General features: G+C 43.7%; 15 protein-coding genes. 7 read left to right on the top strand and 8 right to left on the bottom strand.

Annotated features, from left to right (window positions below):
• A complete protein-coding gene (locus tag AB8P72_RS07345; RefSeq protein ID WP_068406901.1) occupies positions 1 to 552 on the top strand; it encodes a 2-amino-4-hydroxy-6-hydroxymethyldihydropteridine diphosphokinase in 552 nt (183 codons plus the stop codon).
• 142 nt (positions 553 to 694) lie between these two features.
• On the opposite strand, the gene AB8P72_RS07340 is transcribed toward AB8P72_RS07345, so the two are convergent.
• Complete coding sequence (locus AB8P72_RS07340; RefSeq protein ID WP_102076770.1) at positions 695 to 1,429, bottom strand: glucose 1-dehydrogenase; 735 nt, start codon at positions 1,427 to 1,429, stop codon at positions 695 to 697.
• Positions 1,430 to 1,578: 149 nt separating this feature from the next.
• Between AB8P72_RS07340 and AB8P72_RS07335 the strand changes: the two genes are divergently transcribed.
• On the top strand, positions 1,579 to 2,121 hold the full coding sequence (locus tag AB8P72_RS07335) for a DUF924 family protein (RefSeq protein ID WP_068406896.1): 543 nt from the start codon (positions 1,579 to 1,581) through the stop codon (positions 2,119 to 2,121).
• A 248-nt stretch (positions 2,122 to 2,369) separates the two neighbouring features.
• Here AB8P72_RS07335 and cysE read toward each other — a convergent pair whose 3' ends face one another.
• The 5 genes from cysE to ggt form a co-directional block, all read right to left on the bottom strand.
• Positions 2,370 to 3,242 (bottom strand): serine O-acetyltransferase, encoded by an 873-nt coding sequence (gene cysE / locus AB8P72_RS07330; protein WP_238060413.1) that lies wholly within the window; start codon positions 3,240 to 3,242, stop codon positions 2,370 to 2,372.
• 244 nt (positions 3,243 to 3,486) lie between these two features.
• Entirely contained in the window at positions 3,487 to 4,359 is an 873-nt protein-coding gene (locus AB8P72_RS07325; protein WP_068406936.1) for an RNA methyltransferase, read from the bottom strand.
• Between the two features lie 26 nt (positions 4,360 to 4,385).
• A complete protein-coding gene (locus tag AB8P72_RS07320; RefSeq protein WP_225211687.1) occupies positions 4,386 to 4,763 on the bottom strand; it encodes an Hpt domain-containing protein in 378 nt (125 codons plus the stop codon).
• Between the two features lie 56 nt (positions 4,764 to 4,819).
• Positions 4,820 to 8,533 (bottom strand): DNA polymerase III subunit alpha, encoded by a 3,714-nt coding sequence (dnaE, locus tag AB8P72_RS07315; RefSeq protein WP_191691928.1) that lies wholly within the window; start codon positions 8,531 to 8,533, stop codon positions 4,820 to 4,822.
• A gap of 360 nt (positions 8,534 to 8,893) precedes the next feature.
• On the bottom strand, positions 8,894 to 10,870 hold the full coding sequence (ggt, locus tag AB8P72_RS07310; RefSeq protein WP_369957550.1) for a gamma-glutamyltransferase: 1,977 nt from the start codon (positions 10,868 to 10,870) through the stop codon (positions 8,894 to 8,896).
• A gap of 482 nt (positions 10,871 to 11,352) precedes the next feature.
• Here ggt and AB8P72_RS07305 point away from each other — a divergent pair, with 482 nt between their 5' ends.
• Both AB8P72_RS07305 and AB8P72_RS07300 read left to right on the top strand, forming a co-directional pair.
• The gene (locus AB8P72_RS07305; RefSeq protein ID WP_369957549.1) at positions 11,353 to 13,437 is read left to right on the top strand and encodes a hypothetical protein; all 2,085 of its coding nucleotides are present in this window, start codon (positions 11,353 to 11,355) and stop codon (positions 13,435 to 13,437) included.
• Between the two features lie 120 nt (positions 13,438 to 13,557).
• Positions 13,558 to 15,366: a hypothetical protein gene (locus AB8P72_RS07300; protein WP_305935900.1), complete on the top strand. Its 1,809-nt coding sequence runs from the start codon at positions 13,558 to 13,560 to the stop codon at positions 15,364 to 15,366.
• A 187-nt stretch (positions 15,367 to 15,553) separates the two neighbouring features.
• Here the strand turns inward: AB8P72_RS07300 and AB8P72_RS07295 are convergent, their stop codons facing one another.
• Positions 15,554 to 16,105 (bottom strand): Spy/CpxP family protein refolding chaperone, encoded by a 552-nt coding sequence (locus AB8P72_RS07295; protein WP_193030297.1) that lies wholly within the window; start codon positions 16,103 to 16,105, stop codon positions 15,554 to 15,556.
• Positions 16,106 to 16,414: 309 nt separating this feature from the next.
• Here AB8P72_RS07295 and AB8P72_RS07290 point away from each other — a divergent pair, with 309 nt between their 5' ends.
• Complete coding sequence (locus AB8P72_RS07290) at positions 16,415 to 17,116, top strand: response regulator transcription factor (protein WP_102076776.1); 702 nt, start codon at positions 16,415 to 16,417, stop codon at positions 17,114 to 17,116.
• A gap of 14 nt (positions 17,117 to 17,130) precedes the next feature.
• Positions 17,131 to 18,675, top strand: a complete 1,545-nt coding sequence (locus AB8P72_RS07285) for a cell wall metabolism sensor histidine kinase WalK (protein WP_227678296.1) — start codon at positions 17,131 to 17,133, stop codon at positions 18,673 to 18,675.
• Positions 18,676 to 18,724: 49 nt separating this feature from the next.
• Here the strand turns inward: AB8P72_RS07285 and AB8P72_RS07280 are convergent, their stop codons facing one another.
• Entirely contained in the window at positions 18,725 to 19,588 is an 864-nt protein-coding gene (locus tag AB8P72_RS07280) for a universal stress protein (protein ID WP_068404922.1), read from the bottom strand.
• Between the two features lie 878 nt (positions 19,589 to 20,466).
• Between AB8P72_RS07280 and AB8P72_RS07275 the strand changes: the two genes are divergently transcribed.
• Entirely contained in the window at positions 20,467 to 22,014 is a 1,548-nt protein-coding gene (locus AB8P72_RS07275; RefSeq protein WP_068404920.1) for an acetyl-CoA hydrolase/transferase family protein, read from the top strand.
• Positions 22,015 to 22,059 lie beyond the last annotated feature (45 nt).

Here is a 22,059-nt window from a genome sequence, read left to right as displayed (position 1 = left end):
ATGACACATAGAGCATTGGCTGATTTGAATCTTGAAGACTTAAAACAGTGCGCGCCTGAACAGCTGCAAACGCATTCTGTATCGGCAGTGCTGCTCGCCCTCGGTAGTAATTATCAAGCTGAGAAATACTTACCACGCGCTCGAGAACAGCTTGCGGCTTTAGGTGAAATACAGCTATCAACGGCATTTCAAAATCCTGATTTTACCGCGACACCTGAGCTACCAAAACCTGACTATACCAATCAGTGTGTTTATTTAACCCTTACATCTGCCATGACCCTGCAGCAGTTGCAGCAGACTTTTAAAAAAATTGAGAGTGATTGCGGTAGACAGCGTTGCTCTGAATCAATAAAAAACCCTATAAAAAAAGTCGCTATGGATATTGATATTTTACTAATAAAATTAGACGATAGAGAAAATAGCCTAAGCAATTATTTGGCGCCTAAAAAAATAGTCAAAAATTCAGAGCAATGGATAATCATGGCAGATCGTTATCCATTTAAGGCCCATGAAAGGGCAGGGGTTGAAGAGTTGATTTTGAGTGGGCTTTAAAGAAGTTAAATGCAGTGGCTGAGCTGTTATTAAGAATAAGTCAAAGCTATTAAATCCTTAGTATTTTCCTTCAAGTATCTCAAAATGAAAGCCGGGTACTACCCAGCTTTTATCTAATTCATATGGTTTAGCGCAAAAATCCTTACTGCGCCGTCAAACCACCATCAATAATAAATTCTGAACCTGTTGAGTAGCTCGATTCATCTGATGCTAAAAATAGCACCATACCGCTGACTTCTTCGGGCTGAGCCACACGTCTCATCGGAATGGTTTTGGCAAAAGCTTCAACTGCATCTTTGGTATCGCCTTGCATAATCATCGGGGTAGCGATGACGCCTGGGTGAATGGAGTTCACACGTATGCCATAAGGGGCGCACTCTAATGCCGCCGCTTTAGTCATACCGCGTACCGCAAATTTAGAATCGGTATAACCGATAGCGCCGCCAACCAAACCGTTAATCGATGATATATTGATGATAGAGCCTTGCTTAGCGGCTTTCATCGTTGGAATAACCGCTTTCATGCCTAAAAAGACCGATACTTGGTTAATCTCTAAAATCTTGCGATAGTCTTCCAAAGAAGTATCCAAGATAGATTTGTGCGTGGTAATACCCGCGTTATTTACTAAGACATCGATTTGACCAAATTTTACCTGTGTTTCTTTAACGACTTGTTCCCAATCATCTTCATTGGTGACATCATGTTTGATAAATAGCGCATCAGCGCCAAGTTCGGCGGCCAAGGCGTCGCCTTTATCAGAATTGATGTCGGTCAAGACGACTTTAGCACCCTCCGCCATACATAAACGCGCATGAGTTTCACCCATGCCTTGAGCTGCGCCCGTGATAATGATAACTTTGTCTTGTAAACGCGCCATGATAGTGCCTTTTTTTAATTATGAATAATAAAAGAGTATAAGACAAAATGACTAAATATTCATTAACAGTTATATAGTCTTGACTGCATATTTTATCTTTTAAACAATGTTTTTAAAGCATAGCTTTAAATCATGATAGTGAGAAAACGATGTACAACGATATATTGGATTTTTGTTTTAATGAGGCAGGTAGTGAGAAGTTTTTTGAAAAAGACTTAGCGTTTGATAAGCTATTAATAGAGCGCTACAGCGATATACTTGAGCAAGCAGCGGCGGCAGAGTTTTATACGTGGCGTAGCAGCATACAAGGGCGCTTAGCAGAAATTATTATATTAGACCAGTTCTCGCGCAATATTTACCGTAATACGCCAGCGGCTTTTGCCCAAGATGCGATGTGCCTTGTACTTGCGCAAGAGGCGGTGGCTGCCGGAGCATTAGAGGCGTTTGAAACGATTGATGAACGTAAGTTTGTATTGATGCCTTATATGCACAGTGAATCAAAACTGATTCATCAGCAAGCAGAAAGGTTATTTAAACAATATACCAATGCAGACAGCATAGATGCTGAGCTCAAACACAAAGTAATTATCGATCGATTTGGCCGTTATCCGCATCGTAATGACATTTTAGGACGGGTGTCGAGTAGCGAGGAAATAGAGTTTTTGACCCAGCCTGACTCGTCATTTTTATAAATGTTGTCTGTTAACTATAGTGAGTGAAAAGTAATATAGAGACATCACGCACTGCTGATATCAATTTTTCTTGCTTGCTGTGCCTGCGCAGACAGAGGCTACAAAAAATTGATATCAGCAATACCGTTGCGTTTTTAGAATATTTTGACGATAGTTAGTCGTTAAAGCGCTATTTGTCTATTGGTTAAAATAAAAAGAGACCAATTGAATTGGCCTCTTTTTATTTAATCTCCAAGCTAGCGAGCAATTTACTTCTGCTCAGTGCCAGCTGCATCCATATCAGCACGACCGATGACATCTAAGTCTTCTAAGCACAGTTTATCGTATTCTTTTTTGCAAAAGTTTGGGTCTATCTTGCACATGGCCGCTTGTAGTTGATCGAGTCGATTTTCCGACTGCTGGATATGTTCGAGCATTTTAGCAAAGGCTTCAGCCACTGGGTCTTGTGAAGAAGGGTCAATCCCATAAGCCTGAAACGCCGTCGCTCGTGCAGTGTTAGAAGTAGGGTCTGTTTCTTGCTGGTCAGCAGTTGCACCTGCTTGCGCGGCTTTTTCTTGTTGTTTGGCGTCCTGTACTTTGGTTGTAATAGGATTGCCTTTTTCGTCATGATGGTCTGAAATCATACGAGCGGCGCTACCAACCATCGTTGCACCTGCGGGTACGGGTTTGACCACCACCGCATTTGAGCCAATTTTAGCGCCTTTACCAACCGTAAATGGTCCTAATACTTTGGCACCAGCACCGACAATGACTCCGTCCTCTAAAGTAGGATGACGTTTGCCATTATTCCATGAAACGCCGCCAAGGGTGACGCCGTGATAAAGGGTAACGTCGTTGCCAATCTCAGCCGTTTCACCAATCACTACGCCGACGCCATGGTCAATAAAAAAACGCTTGCCGATTTTAGCGGCAGGATGAATCTCAATGCCAGTGATGATACGCGAGCCATAAGAAACGGCGCGCGCCGCCAGTTTTTGCTCATTTTGCCAAAGACAATGCGCGCCGCGATGTAAAATCAGGGCGTGAATGCCAGGGTAGGTCAAGATGACTTCTAGGCTATTACGCGCAGCAGGGTCGCGATTGAATACCGCTTCGACATCTTCTTGTAGGTCTTTTTTGATACGGGCAAGCGATTTGAACAAGGAGGTTGGCAATGACATAAAGCGTCCTATCGATTGTCAGAAAAATACTGTCAGGAAAATAGTGTCAGAAAAATCACAATGACATCTTTTAAAGTTATAACAGCTTTGAGTTGTAAAATACAGTGTTGTCTTATCTGTGTGGCTCAGGCTTCTATCTGTTCAAAGACAAGTCCCGCAAATAAATGCTAAATGGCGCTAAAAACGTAATGATAAAACCATTTTTCTAATGTTTGCTAAGCTTAGCAATCAGTGCGCTTAATAGCTGATACTCTTTTTGATCCAGCTGCACGCGTGAGCCAAGTCGCGACAGTCGCGCTGGCAAGGATTTTAAATGTTCACTGTCTGCTAAGCCGCGTTGAACCATCAAGTTGGTGGTACGCTGAACGAGCTGTTGTAGTTGCTGCTGGGTGATGGCCGGCTCATCCCATTGTTGACGTAAATGCACGTCTAATATGGGCTGAACTGGGTTTACATCGTCTAAGCTTTCATCAGGGTTTTGAGCATGGGTTTGCGCATAAGCAAAGATAAAGCTGGCAATGACCTGTACGGCAGAGGCAACATTGAGCACCGGATAAGCGGGATTGGCATCGATTTGAATATGATAATCGGCGTACGCCAGCTCTTCGTTGGTCAAACCGCGGTCTTCACGACCAAATAAGATAGCGATGTTGGGCTTGCTAATAGCTTGCGGGCTTTCACTATTATTTGCTAAATTAAGCGCAGTTTGCTTATCGATAAAGTCAAACATGATGTTGGCCGCTTGCGTCGGTGTGACCACAGGACGCGGCATGTGACGGCTACGGCTGCTGGCCGCAAATACCAGCTGGCAATCCGCTATCGCCGATTCTAACGTCGGCGTTATGGTGGCTGACATTAATAATTCACTACCGCCTGCCGCGTGCGAAACACTGATTTCATCAATGGGCAGCTTGGGGTCAACAACGGTCAGACGCGATAGACCCATGGTGTGCATGGCGCGCGCCGCTGAGCCAATATTGGCAGGTAAAGTGGTATTGACCATGACAATTTGTAAGGAAGACAGATAATCGCTTACCGTAAGACTGCCGGTTGAGAGCGCTAATTTTTTCGATGGCATCAAAGTTGAGGCAGAGTCGTTACGCATTATAGCCCCAGTCTTTGTTTGATTTCTTGTTCAACCCGTTGCAATGCTACGGCGACGTCTTCAACTAAACCAGCTTGGTCACCAATAAGGCGCTCACGGCACGCTTCTTGTAATTGGCTACTAAGGCGAGTTAACTGAGTCGCACCCAAATTGGCACTGGCACCTTTTAGCGCATGCGCAAGCTCATAGCCGTTGGCATTATCCTTTTCTTGTTGTGCGCGTCTTAGTTTGACAATGCGCTCGTGACTGTCGGTAAAAAACACTTGTATCAAATCAACAAAGTCCTCTTCTAACAACTCACGCATGTCATCAAATTGCTCGTCATTGATAATCTCATCATCGTTTTGCGTATTTGTATTGTTAGGATGTTCAGTCATAATCATGTGTCCAATATTTTAAAAGTTAAAGGCTCAGCTTAGCTACTATAAAGGTGTTAGCTATAATGAAAATGTAAATTGTCTTCATTAACCATGCTCTTTAATTGCTGCAAATTGTCATCGTTAGGGTAGATGCGCCAATGCTCAGATAGCCCGACATTGGCAATACCGTATTCTTCATAAATGCTCAGCCCAAGCGGCAAGCAGTTATCATTAATAGAATCATCGGTGTTGCTAAGGGCATTATTAGCATAGCCGCCGTTTTGCAGCGCATCTTGATGCATGTCATTTTCTAGCGCCAATAAATCATTGCCGTTTTCATCGTATAAGCTGCCGCCCATCGCTGGATCGTAAGCGCCGTTTGCACCGCCGTTATTACCTTTCTCGTCCTGCTCATCGTGATAAGACAAGCGCGGCGCTGGTATGATGTCTGCTTGAGCGGATTTTAGCAAAGGCTGCATACGTGTGAGCAGATTAATATCGCTACCGTGGACTTTGATGCTAATTTTTTTCATCCAACGCAGGCGTGCATCAACCATACTCATGGCATTATCAAGACGGGCAAAAATGCGCCCGTCACGCTCACGGATACTGCCTTTAATGACGACGACTTCATCAATCTTCAACTGCTCTTTTACACGGTTAAAGCGCTCGGCATAACAGCTGACTTCTAGACGTGAGGTGCCATCGTCTAAAGTGATGACGTTACGCGTACCGAAATTGGCAATATCGATAATCAAACCCGCAAAGTAGCAGCTACCGTTATAACCCGTGTCTGCCAGCTTATCGAGGCGAGCGCCGGAGGTATAACGTTTAAGCTCATCGCGATATTCATCGATAGGATGTCCAGTTAAGTATAAACCTAAGGTATTTTTTTCCGCTTTTAGACGATGTTTATCACCCCAAATCAGCTCTGGTGTCATGATCAGTGGTGGCGCTGCGACCACGCCATCCATTTCACCGAACAAGTCCATCATGCCAAGCTCATTGTTTTGGCGGTCTTGTTCCGCAGCTTGTACGGCGCTTGGCAGTTGACTCATCAGCGCCCCGCGAATCTCGTATGCTTCGTCGCTTGGCAAGTCTGGTCGTAAAGTCGCGGCAAAATCATCAAAACAGCCCGCACTGACTAAGGCTTCCAATGTACGTTTATTGACTTTTTTAATATCAACGCGGCGGCAAAAGTCGTATAAATCTTTAAACGGTCCTTCACGTCGGCGCGCCTCAACGATAGACTCAACCGCACCTTCACCAACACCTTTAATCGCACCCAAGCCATAAATAATATTGGTCGGCGTATCGGCGACAAAATGCCACTCACTACGGTTTACCGATGGATTAACGACGGTTAAACCGAAGTTTTCGCGGCAATCATTGATAAAGAACACCACGTTATCAGTGTTGTTCATATCAGAGGTGAGTACCGCCGCCATAAATTCGGCAGGGTAGTACTGCTTTAAATAAGCCGTCTGATAAGCAAGGACGCCATAAGCAGCAGAATGCGAGCGGTTAAAACCGTAGCCAGCAAACTTTTCCATCAAGTCAAAGACGCCGCCCGATGTCGTTTCATCGATGCCTTGCGCGGTCGCACCCGTGACAAAAATATCGCGCTGTTTGGCCATTTCCTCAGGTTTTTTCTTACCCATGGCGCGGCGTAGCATATCAGCGCCGCCCAAGCTGTAGCCTGCCATGACCTGCGAGATTTGCATCACCTGTTCTTGATAGACAATAACGCCGTTGGTATTTTCTAAAATTGGCTCAAGGTTAGGATGGTCATAAATGACTTCCTCGCGGCCATGCTTACGGTCGATATACATCTCAACCATGCCTGCATCGAGTGGACCCGGACGATAGAGCGCACACATGGCAATGACGTCTTCGATATTGGTTGGTTGTAATTTGGATAGATATTTTTTCATACCCATACTTTCTAACTGAAAGACAGCCGTGGTTTTGGCTTCTTGCAGCAGCTTATAGGCTTTTTTGTCGTCTAAAGGCAAGTCCTCTAACACCAAGGCATCTTTGCCCTCGCGGGCGCGGCGCAGATTGATGTTTTCTACTGCGGCGTTAATCACCGTTAAGTTACGTAAACCCAAAAAGTCAAACTTGACCAGCCCAACGGCTTCGACGTCGTCTTTATCAAACTGACTGACGCGGTGACCTTCGTCATCACAGTAAATCGCGCTAAAGTCAGTAATTTTATGGGGAGCGATGAGGACGCCACCCGCATGCTTACCAACGTTTCGACAGACGCCTTCGAGTTTAATCGCCATTTCCCAAATCTCAATGGCATCTTCATAGTCCATATTATCGGGGTTGGAGATTAAGTCTTTTAGCTGCGGCTCTTGTTCAAGTGCTTGGCTAAGCGTAATTCCTGGGGTTTTTGGAATCAATTTGGAGATTTTATTGGCCAAAAAGTATGATTTGCTTTGTACCCGCGCCACGTCTCGTACCACCGCTTTTGCTGCCATGGTACCAAAGGTAATAATTTGCGACACCGCTTCACGGCCATAGGTTTGTGCCACATAATCAATCACGCGGTCACGACCTTCAATACAAAAGTCAATATCGAAGTCAGGCATAGAAACACGTTCAGGATTTAAGAAGCGCTCAAATAACAAGTCGTAATGAATGGGGTCGAGGTCAGTAATATTGAGCGCATAAGCGACCAAAGAGCCAGCACCAGAACCACGACCGGGTCCAACCGGTACGCCGTTGGCTTTTGCCCAGCGGATAAAGTCCATGACGATTAAGAAGTAACCTGGGAAGCCCATCGATAAGATAACTTCAAGCTCATATTCTAAGCGCTCATCGTACTTTTGGCGAAATTCACTCCAATTGTCAGTACGTGCTTCAATCGGAAAGAGCTTATCCAATCGATGATTAAGACCGCGTATTGATTCTGCGCGGAAAAACGATTCAATCGTTTCACCTTCGGGCACGGGAAATTCAGGTAGGACATTAATGCCAAGGGTCAAGGTCACATTACAGCGCGTGGCTAAACGTAAGGTATTATCAATGACCTGCGGAATATCAGCAAACAGCGCCGTCATTTCCTGCTGGGTTTTTAAATACTGCTCATCTGAATACAGCCGTGGACGATTGGGGTCGGCAAGGACATACGAGCCTGCGATACAAACGCGCGCTTCGTGAGCGTCAAAATCATCTTGCTCTAAAAAGCGCACATCGTTGTGAGCAATAATAGGAATACGATGCTTGGCACCGGCATGAATAGCCGCTTTTATAAAAGCGTCTTCGCCCGAGCGATTGGTGCGCTTGATAGCGAAATATAAGCGATCACCAAACTGTGCTTGCCATTCTGTCAGCAGCTCGTCAGCTTTTTCTGGCATAGAACTCACCAATGCCTGACCGACATCGGATTTTTCGGTAAATAAAACGATGACACCAGCGGCGTGCTCTAAAACATGGCGACGCTCAACGACTGGCACCCCATGATTGGCAGCATCGGCGCGCCCCTCGGTAAAGCCAAGCGAGACGATACGGGTGATATTTTGATAACCCTCATTGTCCATCGCCAGTAGCACCAAGCGCGTGTCCTCATTATCCATAATGATTTCACTGCCGATAATGGGCTTGATACCCGCGCCTAAGCAGGCACGATAAAATTTCACCGTCGCATAAAGGTTGGATAAATCAGTCAATGCCAGCGCACTCTGATTGTCCGCCGCTGCCGCTTTAATCAGCGGCTTGATACGCACGATAGAATCGGTAATGGAATATTCGCTGTGGATACCAAGGTGTACAAATGCCATAGAAGACTCTTACTGGTGCAATCAAAAGGGAATAAGCTGTATGATAATAAATTTTTTATTATCAATACCTTATGGTTTTTTAAGAAGTGATAGGACGCGAAAATTGATATTTTGAGCTTTTAAAGCTGGTCGTCAATAATAGCATTATTTGGCGCAGACAGCCACCGATTCAAACGTATAAGAGAGAGGGCGAGGGTAGAAAAAGCAAGTTTAATCAGGATTAAACAGTTTTAATGAGTTTAGCCAAAAATGCCCTCTATAGGGTTAAGAATAAAGAATAGAGGGCAAGATAAAGGCTAGAGAAGGGCATTATTTGCAATCGTTTTTAAAAGATTAACTTTTAAAACAAACTATCAAATTTTAATAACCCACTACCGCGGCATCGACGATACGTGGGTCAGAAGAACCATAAACGCCATTTGGGGTAAGCATAATCGACTGGGTTGAACCCATCGCTGCTTGCGGGCTAACCTTATGCCCCATTGATTCTAGTTTTTTAACCGTATCAACATTTAAGGCTTTTTCGATACGAATTTCATCGGGCAGCCATTGGTCGTGGATACGCGGCGCGTGTGTGGCTTCAGCGATATTCATATCGTGGTCAATGACATTGGAGATGACTTGCGTGACGGTAGTAATAATGCGGCTACCACCAGGGCTACCGGTAACGATATAAGGTTTGCTGTCTTTGAATACCAGCGTCGGGCTCATCGAAGACAACGGGCGTTTATTGGCCTCGACCGCATTAGCGTCGCCGCCGATTAAACCATAACCATTGGGCACGCCGGGTTTGGCAGAAAAATCATCCATCTCATTGTTTAACAAAATCCCTGTACCTTCAGCGACGAGTCCCGTGCCATAAGAGAAATTCAGCGTATAAGTATTGGCTACGGCATTGCCGTCTTTATCAACGATAGAAAAATGCGTGGTTTGATCGCTCTCGTATGGTAATGGATTATTCGCTTTAATCGTTGCTGCGGGTGTGGCTTTATTAGGATTAATTAAGCTACGTAGTTTATCGGCATAAGCTTGTGAGGTTAAACCGCTGGCAGGCACGTCAATAAAGTCAGTATCTCCTAAATATTCTGCGCGATCGGCGTAAGCTAATTGCATCGCCTCGCTCATTAAATGAATGGTTTGTGCGCTGTTTTGACCGTAGTCTTTTAATGGATAGCCTTCTAAGATATTTAAAATCTGCACGATATGGATACCACCAGAGGACGGCGGCGGCATGGATACAATCTCATAGCCACGATAATCGCCTTTAACGGGCACGCGAGCAATCGCCCTGTAATTGGCTAAGTCTTGCAAGCTCATATTGCCGCCTGCTTCATTGACGGCTTTGACCAATTTACGCGCGGTTTCGCCTTTATAAAAACCATCAGACCCTTTTGCGGCAATCAGTTTAAGTGACTTTGCCAGCTCAGGTTGACGTAGTAGCTCACCCGGCTGATAGGCGCTGCCATCTGGTTTAAAAAATATCTTTTTGGTACTTGGCCATTTTTGTAAACGGTCACTCAACGCTTCTAGCGATTCGGACAATCCAGCGGTGACTTCAATACCGTTTTCTGCTAATGCAATCGCTGGAGCCATGACTTGTCCGCGACTCATGGTGCCATGGTCTTCTAAGGCTTTGAGTAAGCCTGCTACGGTGCCCGGCACGCCAACGGCTAAGCCATGATAGCGGGATAAATCACTGATCGCATTGCCGTCTTTATCGAGATACATATCTCGCGAGGCGCTACTCGGCGCTTTTTCGCGATAGTCGAGTGCAACCGTTTTGCCTTGCTTGGCATCATAGACCATCATAAAACCGCCACCGCCGATGTTGCCTGCACGCGGTAACGTGACGGCTAACGCAAAGCCCACGGCGACAGCAGCATCAACGGCATTACCGCCATCCTTTAAAATCTTTAAGCCGATATCAGAAGCAAGCGCTTCTTGGGTGGCGACCATACCGTTTTTTGCCCAAACAGGGTGATGAATGGCGTCAGCTGAGTAGATAGCTTGGTCGGTTTTGGCTGTCTTGCCACTAACGACGGCTGTGCCTGTGGCGGTCTTTGGCGCTAGGGTGGAGGATTTGGATTTTGTAATACGCTGAGTTTCGGACAATACAGTCGGATTATCAGCCATAATCGCTAAATTAATCGCACTGGTATTAATCGAGGTTGGATTAATAGTGGTTTTTGCGGTCGTAGGTTTGGTTTCTGCGGCATAAGCAGAGACAGAAATTAATAGAGTGCTGCTTATCAATAAGATAGCAGTTTTGATTTTTGTTTTATAACGAGAAGTATCACCGTGAACGTTTTGATGGATTTTTGAGAGTGATTGGCGCATCGTAAATTCCTTTTTACGTAGATAAGAAGATAAGGTCTTATTGTGCTTGCTATTCATGAAATACACAAATTGCTTCAACTAAAAATAATGCAAATATTCATCATTGTATGACAACGAAAGTTTGTTATGAGCTTTACTTTAGCAAAATCTCTAGAGGTTATTATGAATAAACCAATCGTCAAATTTTAGATTGTACCAAAGGCTTAGACATTATTAATGAAAACTATAAAGCGCATATTTGCTTGTGGTAAAGACCCTTGTATACAGAAAGAGCATATTTGATGGTGATTTTTTAATTTTTGCAATAACAACAATGCATTAGCTTTTAGAGAATTGAGAGCGCTTCAATATTTATCTAATCAGCTTATCATTTTTGCTGAAAATAATTCCTTTGCGTTACTAATCTGTAATATATTGTGTTATAAATAGCAGCCTTAATACTGCCTTCACAATTGTTTATCAGCTTGGATAAAGGGATTTTTATGTCACCGCTTAGCTCTTCTAAACGCACCTTGCCGCCTCATTTTCAAAGCTTGGTAGCTCAATCATTCACAAATTATAAAAAGTCTTCTACTAAGTTTGCTGTCTGTGTGCTTTATACGCTTACTGCTGCAAGTGCCACCGTGACGTTAATGGGTTGTCAAACGACGACAGGCTTATCATCACAGTCCAATTTATCCATGACAGGCATAGATTTTAGTATTGCTGATACTCAGCAAAACCAAACTCAGGGCAAAATGTTTAATAGCAAATTGGATAAGAATGCTGAACGTTATCAGCGTTTATTTGACCAAACTAAACGCCCAAACCCAGAAGTGCAAGCTAAGGCACGTCTACTGAGCGCTATTCGTCAGCATTTAGCGACGGAGCACGTGTCAGTATCGCAGGCTAATTATCATTCAACTCCCTATATTAAAGCCGATAGTATTGACGCTGGCTCAAGCAGTTTTTTTAGAACATTGCTCGAGCTGTATCTTTATAACAGTGCTACTGATGAAGATATTAATGAGTATGAAAATCTAGCAGAAGCAGATGAGGCGGCGGTCGAAGAAGACATTGACGGCTATAATGATATTGAGGATAACGATCAGGTTTATAGTGGCGATTCTGCCTTTGAAGCGGTGGCTGCCGCCGTCGCTGCGCGCAATGCCGAAGAAGAGCGTCATTACGATGAGTATAGCTATGATCAAAATGGCTATGATGAGGAAGGTTATGATCAAAACGGCTACGACGAATATGGCTATGATAGTGAAGGTTATGATGAATATGGTCACGATAAGTATGGTTACGATACAGAGGGCTATGACGAGAATAGCTACAATGAATACGGCAATCAGAGAGATGATAGTCCATACGAAAGCGACGCTGGTGGTTTGTTATCTAATTTAAGTCGCGTCAAATCAAAAGATTGGTTACGTAACTATGAAGACATGCAAGCCAGTAAAACGGCAAAGGGTATTCAAGATGAAAACGCTGTTCGTGCTTATCCGGGGTTAATGACCAATCTTATCAATATGTTTATCCGTACCCCTGAACAAGTTCAGGCAATGAATGCCTACCATTATCAATACCTGACTCTCAATAGCGTCAGTCATTATAAGCCCAAACAAAAGCAGCTACAGAGTGTCTACAGCTACGACTATGTTGCGCCGACCATCCATTCATCGATTCAACTACCGCTTGCTCTTGATTTTAACAAAGGGGCAGCGACGATCGATCCATCGGCATTGATGCCTATCTTGGCGCTAGCCAATCCTGAGCATACGCCGTTACCCGAGCAAATGACTACCCATACGGTGAATTTTGGTTTACCTGAAGCGGTTACTTCTATTGCTCAAATACCGCCAAGCGTTATTTATGATGCGGTCATTAACGCCGTACAAAACAGTATGGCGGAATTAGAGCCAGAATATTTCAGTGCTGTAGATATACGGGATGATGAGTTTGCTAAAGAGGTAGGCGCTGATAGGGCGGTTAAAGTCTATTTTGGCAGTCGTCAAAGCGGCGAGATGATAGGCAAAATATTTAAAAACATCTCACGCTCGCTGCAAAAGCATATTGACCAAAACCCACAAAACTATCCTGATGATCATGTGTTGAAAGCTGCGATTGCTAAGATGGAATTATATGACAAAGGCTATCAAAGTGCAGATGTTGGCGGATTGCTACAGCTGATAGAAGCGGTGAGTCCTATTTCTTTTAATCATATTAATTACTATTATTTAGATGGCTCAGACCATTTATTGGCAAAACAGCAACGAACCAATATCGGCAGTGACTTTTTTGGTTCACAAAACACAGTCTTGAATCAGACGCGCTATGATAATGCCAGCTTTAATAAACACCCATTAGCGACATTGTTGGCACAGTCTTTTGGCGCAGAGGCACCGGTCGCTATCGATGGCAATGCTTGGCTTGCAGCACAGCGTCAGCAAAAAGAGAGGTTAGAGAAAGCACGTTATGCGCGTTATGATTATGTGGAAGCAACTGAGGCAGGAGTAACTGAGGAAAGTGTGGATTATGCTGATGATGATGCCACAGACACAGCAGAAGACACCTTGTTTTAAGCCCCTCGTTTGATGATAGGCGCTGATACGCTGATATATTTTCAGTATCCATCATCGTCGCCCAACGCTTAGCAACATATAACGGTTAGCAAAATATAACGCCTTTCAAGGATAGAGAAAATGAAAAAATTAAATGTGGCCTTATCCATTAATACAGCAAAGCAGATAAATCCCTTGTGCTCTAAATCAATGATGACGATAAGCTCTTTATTTTCTAGTGCATTGGTTTCTAGTACATTAGTTGCCAGTACATTATTGATAACGGCTTGCCAGTCTACCAATGTATCTAACAATCTTGGTCAATCAAAAAATTTACAGGCAGATAATGCGCCAAGCGTTGCAAAAAACGCATTGGCCAGCGCATTACAACAGCAGCGCCGCCAGTCTTTTGCTTATCATAGTAATATTGAGATTAGTAATGAGCATCAATTTACAGCTATCGATAGCACAAAACTGGTGGCATCAGACGATGTTGATAGCTATTGCGAAGATAATCACGATCAAGCTTATGCAGCCTTATTAACAAAGGCAGAAGCACAGAAAAAAGAGGTTGCGTCGATCGATTACGCGCCCCAGCGTGAGGCACTTAAGCAATCGTACCTAGCCTGCTCAGCAGCCTATGAAGCATGGGCTGAGGTCCACTATGATAGTACGGCTTATAGCGTTGAGGAAGCAGCGGAGGACGTGGTAGACGCGGCGGCCGAGGTCGCGGTGTCAGCATCATCTGCTATAGATTCTGCTAGCGCCGCTACCATCTCACCTTATTACCAAAAGCTATTTAATGAATATGACAGCAAAAAATCTACACTAGATATCAAAAAATCGCAATTACTGGATGCTTATCTGCTAAAGCCATTATCTATGAATGCGCAGGGTGTTTATCAGCCGCTGGCAGGCAAGTTTACCATGCTGGGTAGTGCGCAGTATTCGGCGCGTAACCATCATAGTAGTATCAATCAACCTATTTATATCGATTTTAAAACTGGTAGCCTCTATCTGTGGGCGGACAATTTTGCTTTGCTGACATCAAAGCTGGCCGATGATAAGTTGGGCACCAAATGGCAAAATAAATGGCTAAAAATAGCCCTTGATGATGGTACGTTACCGAAAGATTTTGGTCGTGCCGTAATAAAAAGCCACATTCAAGCAGAAGACAGCATCTATGCCAAAGCTGATGTGAGCCAGTTTGATTTTATTGCCCCAAATATTTTGACGTCGCTATCACCCAAATTACCTGAAAAGCAGCTAGCACCCATGCTCAATAGTGCCAAAATCATTCGCCGTGTCCAAAGTAGTGCGAGCGATGAACAGGCATATAAAGACTATATGGGCACCTTCTATAAACTTATCACTCAGCAATATCCTGAGCTGATAACCCAAAATGTTTCTGATACGCAAGATGACCTTTATCCTACGGACAGTAAAATCACCAGTAAATCGATGGTCAAACAAGTTTTAGTAAAAATGAAAGATTTTGCTGATGATAAAATGCTGAGAACACAAGAAACAGGTTTACTCGAAACACACTCACCGACTTTATCTGCAGCTGCAAATCTGCCTGTGCAAAAATTATACGGTTTTAGTAAAGGCGGTCGATTGCAATGGCAGCACAGTCGCCATTACCTATCAACCGATGCCAGTGATGAAACAAGTGGTGAGTCAAATGGTGAGTTGAGTATGGAAACCACAAAAAAGAGCAGTCTCATTGTCGATGCCCTTACGCAATATATGCCTATCCGTGCTCAAGATAAGGCGTTTCCCAACTTACCGAGTAATAGTCAGATACCAACCGCCAATAACAGCATTGATTTAAAAGAATATAGCGCTGAGCTTGGCGAGTATTATCGTCAAGGTAATGGTACCGCAATGGGCAAAATGCTCTTTAACATGCTACCAATGTATCAACAGCGTTTTGGTTCGGTAGAATAAGTGTCGGGCGCTAAATTTTAGGTTTATAGTCCATTTAAATGAGTGAAGTACTTATAGAAACAATAAAAAAAGAAACAATAAAAAAACGCACCGGTTAACCGATGCGTTTTTTAGAATATATCTTTTAAATATAATATTTTTCATTAAGAGTGGCCGTCAATGACACATCTTACTGCCAGTACTGACCTTACTGCTGGTGTTTGCTGTGCATCTGACGGTTTTTTGAACCATGATGACCTTTTGCTTTTCTTTCTGATTTTAATTGCGCCATTTTTTGACGCTGTTCAGGCGTTAGTACTTGCGAGATAGCATGCTCAGTTTGCACGCGTTCAATAAAGCGCTGCTTGGTTTTTGCCGCTTGTTGATCGGCTAGGCGGTTCACCGCTGCGGTATCTAGGGTTTTGGCATTGGTCAACGTTTGCATTTGTTGCTGCATTTGCGCGCGTTCTGCTTGATATTTGCTACGGTCGTTTTTACGATTATTATATTTTTCTTGCGTAATGGCTTTGATTTGCGCCTGCTGCGTCGCTGTCAAATCTAGCTGCGCCATAGTGCCTTTCATGCCACCCTTATGTATACCACCTTTACGCATGCCGTCTTTCATGCCAGCTTTATGCTGCTTTTGCATGTTAGTCGTTGTTGCTGGCGTCGTATCGGTGGTGGCGTTGACACTGGTACAGCCCGTAACCGTTAAGACGCTAGATATCGCGAGTACTGAGCCTATCAATAATTTTTTCATTATCATTACCTTAATAGTTACCTTAAATTATGGAGCAAACGTTAATTATTACGAAAAGAGATTTTTTATCTGATAATTAATGATTAGCAAGTGTCCCGGATAGCCACTATGAATCATTAATTGCCATCAGTATTTGTTGCTGATAGCCGCTATCATACGACAGCTAGAAGTTGCGAACATTTATGAAATATTAAGAAAGGTAACGTTTGTGGCGCATTGATGGATGCTTGCCTGATAATATCAGCCATACTATGGCATGCTTAGAATCATTTGACTGAACAGCAATAAAGTAGAAAGGAGAGGAGGAGGATGGCAAATATTTTATTGGGTGATGATGATGAAGAGTTGACCCAACTGCTGCAAGAGTATTTGCATAATCATGGCATCCAAAGTGACTGTGTGCATGATGGCGAGGCGGTCATCGAACGCTTAAAATCAGCCATGCATGATAGTGCGCCTTATGATTTATTGGTGCTCGATATTATGATGCCAAAGATAGATGGGCTCAGTGTCCTGCGTCAGCTACCAGCGATTAGCGATATTCCAGTGATTATGTTGACGGCAAAAGGTGAGGAGATTGATCGTATTATTGGGCTGGAGCTTGGTGCCGATGATTATATTACTAAGCCTTGTAATCCGCGTGAGCTGCTGGCACGTATTAACGCAGTGATTAAACGTAGCCGTATTACCGCATCGGGTGCTGCCGCCTCAGAGCACTTGCCACTGCCAGAGAGCCGGTTGCATTTGGACCAAAACCAACGACTTTGCCAAATAGATGGCGTCGAGTTACAAGTCACAGGAACAGAGTTTGACTTGTTGGTGGCGTTACTTAAACAAAAAGGCGAGGTGGTCAGCAAAGCGTGGCTGTCACAACATGTCTTACAGCGTGAGTTGCAACCGTTTGATCGCAGCCTTGATGTGCATGTGTCGCGCCTGCGTAAAAAACTGCAACCTTTTCATGACGAGCCTATCAAGGCAATTCGTGGTAAAGGTTATCAGCTGGTGCTGTAATGACGGACGCATCGATGCTTACCTCGACATTCAAGCCAAGAATCACGCTATTTTGGCGACTATTTCTCAGTCTATTATTGACGGTACTTATCACCTCTATCATCTCTGTCATGGTAGAACGTTGGCTCAATGGCAAAGAGTTAAGTGCTCGGATGGATGTACAAATTGACAATCTTTTACTCAAGCGCCAAGAAGTGGTTGCGGCGCTACAGGCTGGTGATTTATTAGCAGTCAGGCAACTTTACCGGCAAGACCGACGGCTGATGAGTCAAATCAGGATTTATGATGAGCAGGGCGCTATTATTTTTCCGCGCTATCGTTATAGAGAAGAGCGTCAAACAAACGGTCAGGAAGTGGCGCGTGACTTACCATCGTATCCTATGTTTGAGAATCGTAGAGCGCATCATGATAAAAATGACAGCGCCTACGAAAAGCCTTCTTTTATTAATGCAATCCTGCATCCAGCGATGCCGAATAGAGAAGTAATTTTTGACCCTAATAGTCGCCCAGAACTGGCAGATATCACCGTAGATTTGCCGGACGGGCAAACGGCCATTATACAACTGCGCCCGCACCTGCGTTTTGCTGATGTTTTGGCGCTGCAACGCGGTAATTTTACCGTGCGTTTGCTTCTCATTATTCTGTTTAGCGTGTTGGTTTGTTTTTGGCTCAGTCGTACGCTGACGCAGCGCATTGGTCGAGTTCAAGATACCGTGCACCGTATGATCGATGGCGATTATCAAGCCAATCCGCAGTTATCAACATTAGGCTCTGATGAGCTAGGACTATTGGCAAAAGATGTGGCCCAATTATCAACCCGATTGGCGGAGAGTGAGCTTGCGCGCAAGCAGATGTTAAGTGATATCTCGCATGAGCTGCGTTCGCCACTGGCGCGCCTTGATGTGGCTACTGAGCTGACGCGTGACTTTGCGCCCGATGCCAGCCGTTACCTTGACCGTATCGATAAGGAATCGGCACGTATGAATGAGCTGATTGAGCAAATCATTCATATTCAATCCCTGCAAATGCAGCAATATACCATCGATAATCTAGAAAATGATGCCGTAGATATAGTTGAAATCATCACCGAGATTGGTAAAGACGTCTGTTTTGAGTTTCAGCATAAAAACGTACTCTGGCAATGGACGCCGCCCGATGTTTTATTATCGTCATCATCTGATGCGTCTTTGACTGTACTTGGCAATCAAGAACAGTTGCATAGCGCCCTTGAAAACATCATTCGTAATGCTTTTATGCACACTCCTGCAGGCTCAACTGTCACGGCTGAAGTCACAAAAACACCGTTAGATAATAAAAGAGATGCTATTCAAATTAGCATCACAGATGAGGGTGGCGGGGTAGCAGAAAAAGACTTAGAGCGTATTTTTCAACCCTTTGTACGGCTTGATAGTGCGCGCCATCGCGAAACGGGCGGCTACGGATTGGGATTAGCAATCGTCCACGCGGTTATCGTCGCTCATAAAGGCCAAATTAATATTTGTAACCGTAAAGATGATATTCAAGGCTTAATAGTACAAATCGTACTGCCTATTCAATAAAAATAACCAATATTTGCTATCCGTTTAAAAATCATTGAATTAAGAAAATTTAGCGTACCAAGATAACAGGCGATAAGGTGCTGGCAATGATTTCTGTCGTGGTACTGCCCAGAAATAAATGCTGAAGCTTAGAGCGCCCATAAGCGCCAATGACGATGATATCGATGTTATTTTCAAATTGAAAGCTGAGTAAGCCCTCAACCGCATCAAGTTCTAAGAGCTGATGGGTATCGACACTAAAACCAGCTGCCTGTAAGTGTGCAGCCGCGTTATCAAGGCTTTTTTTAGAGGCTTCGTTATGATGACCGACCATAACGATATGACCTTGTAAGCCTTTTAACAGGTTGCTCTTTGCAAGCATGTGTATGGCATTTATCGCCGTTTTACTGCCATCAAATGCCACCATATATGACTGCGGCTCTTTAAATTTCTCTGAACAAATCAACACCGGTATGTTCGAGGCGCGGGCAACCGTTTCGATTTGGCTGCCGATATTGATACGGCTGTTTTTATGGTCCTCACCGCGCCGTCCCATGACGATAGCGCGATTCTTTTCTTGAAAATGCTCAATCGCTGGCAGCAGTTTACCGCGGCGTTGATAAATGCAAACCTTCATGTCTTGAAAGCCATTTTGAATATGGCTTTTTGCATCTTGTACCAAGGAATTGCTGTAATTGTTGACCACCTGCGCCCTTTGCTCATCGAGTTCCGATAACTCATCGAGCAAAAACTGGCGACTATTAATGCCAATGGCGCCAGACAGATCGCGTCTGACCGAAGCTGCTACGTCGCTCACGTGCAATAAAGCTACTGAGATGTCCAGTTTACTTGCGTACCACGCGGCATAATCACAGACTGAGCCAGTCACCGCTGAACCATCAATACAAGCCAAAACGTGCTCTTCCGTTATCATAATCTGTCCTTAGTTTTGCATTTATCTTTTGATAAACCGACTTTTTCATCACATTAAAAATGACCTAGTAGGGGTCATCATCTTACCTCAAATATAGTCATGGCAAGATTAAAGCGCTAGGTTTTAAATGCCTTTTTATAAATATAATTTTCTTTAATTATAGAACAATATTTCACTAAAAAAATATTGGTTCTACTATAAATATAATTAAATATCAGGTTATATGACTGATATAAAATAGGCCTTTATTTAAAAACACGGTCACTTTTTAGAGAGTGTTAAATAAGCACACAAATTAAAAACCAACTCTTAATCCCTAAAGATTGATAGTTAATAGTTATACGATTATTAAAGTAAGAAAAATAATATTTATGTTTATTATTATCATTTTATTTAAAATAAGTGCTATCTTTTAGATGTTTGCATTTGCTAACTCATTAAAAGTCAAAGATATAATTCTCTTTAACACCAAGCGCTTATCTAGGTTTCTCCATAAATTTGGCAGTTAAGCACCCTCTATCCCTATTAGACTTCCATCAAGACTAAAATTAATCTTAGAGTATTTTTAAAATTTAGTTAATAGTATTTTTAATTACTGTATAGTTATTTGAGTTTTTTTAACTTTGCATAGATAAAAAGCTTCAAGTTATTGCTTTAAAAATAATCAAAAAACAAATCTTATCTCTTGTAATTTTATGAACTATTGTTGACTAATTAAAGTAGTTTTTGAGGACGTAAATTAAAATTTAAGACAAGCAGCTTGTCTTTTATACCAAAGTTGTTAATATACTCCATTGTATTTTATTGCTGTTTCGGTATCAAACGTCTCATTATTTTGAGGGTTTGGTGTTAATAGGGAAGTTACTAGGAAAAAAGGTATGAGTGCAATTAGCCACGAAGAGCGCGTTCGTCACGAAGGTTTGCGTGAAAAAATCATGTCAGCAGAGCAAGCAGCAACATTTATCTTGCATGATATGAATGTTGGAATGAGTGGTTTCACAGGGGCAGGTTATCCAAAAGCCATCCCAGCTGCGTTGGCAGAGCGTATAAAAGCGGCGCAAGCTCGCGGCGAAGAATTCAAAATCGGCTTATTAACCGGCGCATCGACCGCTGCAGAATGCGACGGCGTCTTGGCTGAAGCCAATGGTATCAAGATGCGCACGCCTTATCAGTCAGAGCCTGCGCTACGTAAGCAAATCAACGCTGGTGAAACGCATTATTTTGACATGCACTTATCACACGTCGCTCAGCAAAGCACCTTTGGTTTTTATGGCGACATGCACATGGCGGTGGTTGAAGTGGCCGGTATTTTGCCAGATGGTCGCCTGATTCCATCTACCTCTATCGGTACCAATAACGCATGGTTGCACAATGCCGATCAAATTATTTTAGAAGTAAATAGCCGCCAAAGCTTATTGTTAGAAGGTATGCACGATGTTTTTGATGACATTGGTTTGCCACCGCATCGTAAACCGATTCCGATTACCACACCGGGTGAGCGTATTGGCGAGCCGTACCTAACTTGTGATTTGGATAAAGTCGTCGCCGTGGTCTTAACCGATTCACCTGACCGCAATAGTAAGTTTGCCGATCCTGATGAGTGCTCAACCAAAATTGCCGGCTACATTATCGACTTTTTCCATGAAGAAGTGAAAAAAGGCCGCATGCCAGCCAACTTATTGCCGATTCAGTCTGGGGTTGGTAACGTTGCCAATGCGGTATTGGCGGGCTTACAAGCCAGTCCGTTTGAAAACTTAACTGGCTATACCGAAGTATTGCAAGACGGTATGTTAGATTTGATTATGTCAGGCAAAATGACCCAAGCGTCGGCAACGGCGATGTCGTTAAGCCCAGAGGCGTTGGCGCGTTTTAATGCCAATATCGAAGAATTGCGCAAACGTATTATTTTGCGCCCACAAGAAATCACCAACCACCCTGAAGTATCGCGTCGTCTTGGCGTGCTCGCTATCAATGCGATGATTGAGTGTGACCTTTATGGTAATGTCAACTCAACCCACGTCATGGGTACCAATATGATGAATGGTTTGGGCGGCTCTGGCGACTTTGCGCGTAATGCCTTTACTTCAATGTTTGTCAGCCCGTCAGTTGCTAAAGGCGGCGCTATTTCATGCATCACGCCGATGGTGTCACACGTTGACCATACTGAGCATGATGTGATGATTATTGTCACTGAGCAAGGTTTGGCGGACTTGCGTGGTTTGTCACCACGTCAACGCGCGCAAAAAATCATTGATAACTGTGCGCATCCAGACTATCGCCCAATGCTACAAGATTATTATGACCGTGCTGCACAGACGGCTGGCATGCAAACGCCGCATTTGCTCGATGAATCTTTATCTTGGCATCAGCGTTATGTTGAAACTGGCGATATGCGCGTCAAAAAAGGTTTGGCTTTGGCGGTTTAGGTTTCAGTGCTTAACTAAATGCTTACTGAAAGGCTTAACGCCAAA

The sequence above is a fragment of the Psychrobacter sp. CLB018 genome, assembly GCF_041222815.1.
In the GTDB taxonomy this organism is placed as follows: domain Bacteria; phylum Pseudomonadota; class Gammaproteobacteria; order Pseudomonadales; family Moraxellaceae; genus Psychrobacter; species Psychrobacter faecalis.
The sequence above is the reverse complement of the archived record's forward strand: the minus strand, read 5'-3'. Positions and strand labels throughout refer to the sequence as shown.

Excerpts from the sequence above, each read along its gene's own strand:
- dnaE (WP_191691928.1), bottom strand. The coding sequence starts at position 8,533 with ATGGCATTTGTACACCTTGGTATCCACAGCGAATATTCCATTACCGAT.
- AB8P72_RS07320 (WP_225211687.1), bottom strand. The coding sequence starts at position 4,763 with ATGACTGAACATCCTAACAATACAAATACGCAAAACGATGATGAGATT.
- AB8P72_RS07275 (WP_068404920.1), top strand. The coding sequence starts at position 20,467 with ATGAGTGCAATTAGCCACGAAGAGCGCGTTCGTCACGAAGGTTTGCGT.
- AB8P72_RS07325 (WP_068406936.1), bottom strand. The coding sequence starts at position 4,359 with ATGCCATCGAAAAAATTAGCGCTCTCAACCGGCAGTCTTACGGTAAGC.
- AB8P72_RS07285 (WP_227678296.1), top strand. The coding sequence starts at position 17,131 with ATGCTTACCTCGACATTCAAGCCAAGAATCACGCTATTTTGGCGACTA.
- AB8P72_RS07345 (WP_068406901.1), top strand. The coding sequence starts at position 1 with ATGACACATAGAGCATTGGCTGATTTGAATCTTGAAGACTTAAAACAG.
- AB8P72_RS07305 (WP_369957549.1), top strand. The coding sequence starts at position 11,353 with ATGTCACCGCTTAGCTCTTCTAAACGCACCTTGCCGCCTCATTTTCAA.
- AB8P72_RS07280 (WP_068404922.1), bottom strand. The coding sequence starts at position 19,588 with ATGATAACGGAAGAGCACGTTTTGGCTTGTATTGATGGTTCAGCGGTG.
- AB8P72_RS07340 (WP_102076770.1), bottom strand. The coding sequence starts at position 1,429 with ATGGCGCGTTTACAAGACAAAGTTATCATTATCACGGGCGCAGCTCAA.
- ggt (WP_369957550.1), bottom strand. The coding sequence starts at position 10,870 with ATGCGCCAATCACTCTCAAAAATCCATCAAAACGTTCACGGTGATACT.
- AB8P72_RS07300 (WP_305935900.1), top strand. The coding sequence starts at position 13,558 with ATGAAAAAATTAAATGTGGCCTTATCCATTAATACAGCAAAGCAGATA.
- AB8P72_RS07290 (WP_102076776.1), top strand. The coding sequence starts at position 16,415 with ATGGCAAATATTTTATTGGGTGATGATGATGAAGAGTTGACCCAACTG.
- AB8P72_RS07335 (WP_068406896.1), top strand. The coding sequence starts at position 1,579 with ATGTACAACGATATATTGGATTTTTGTTTTAATGAGGCAGGTAGTGAG.
- AB8P72_RS07295 (WP_193030297.1), bottom strand. The coding sequence starts at position 16,105 with ATGAAAAAATTATTGATAGGCTCAGTACTCGCGATATCTAGCGTCTTA.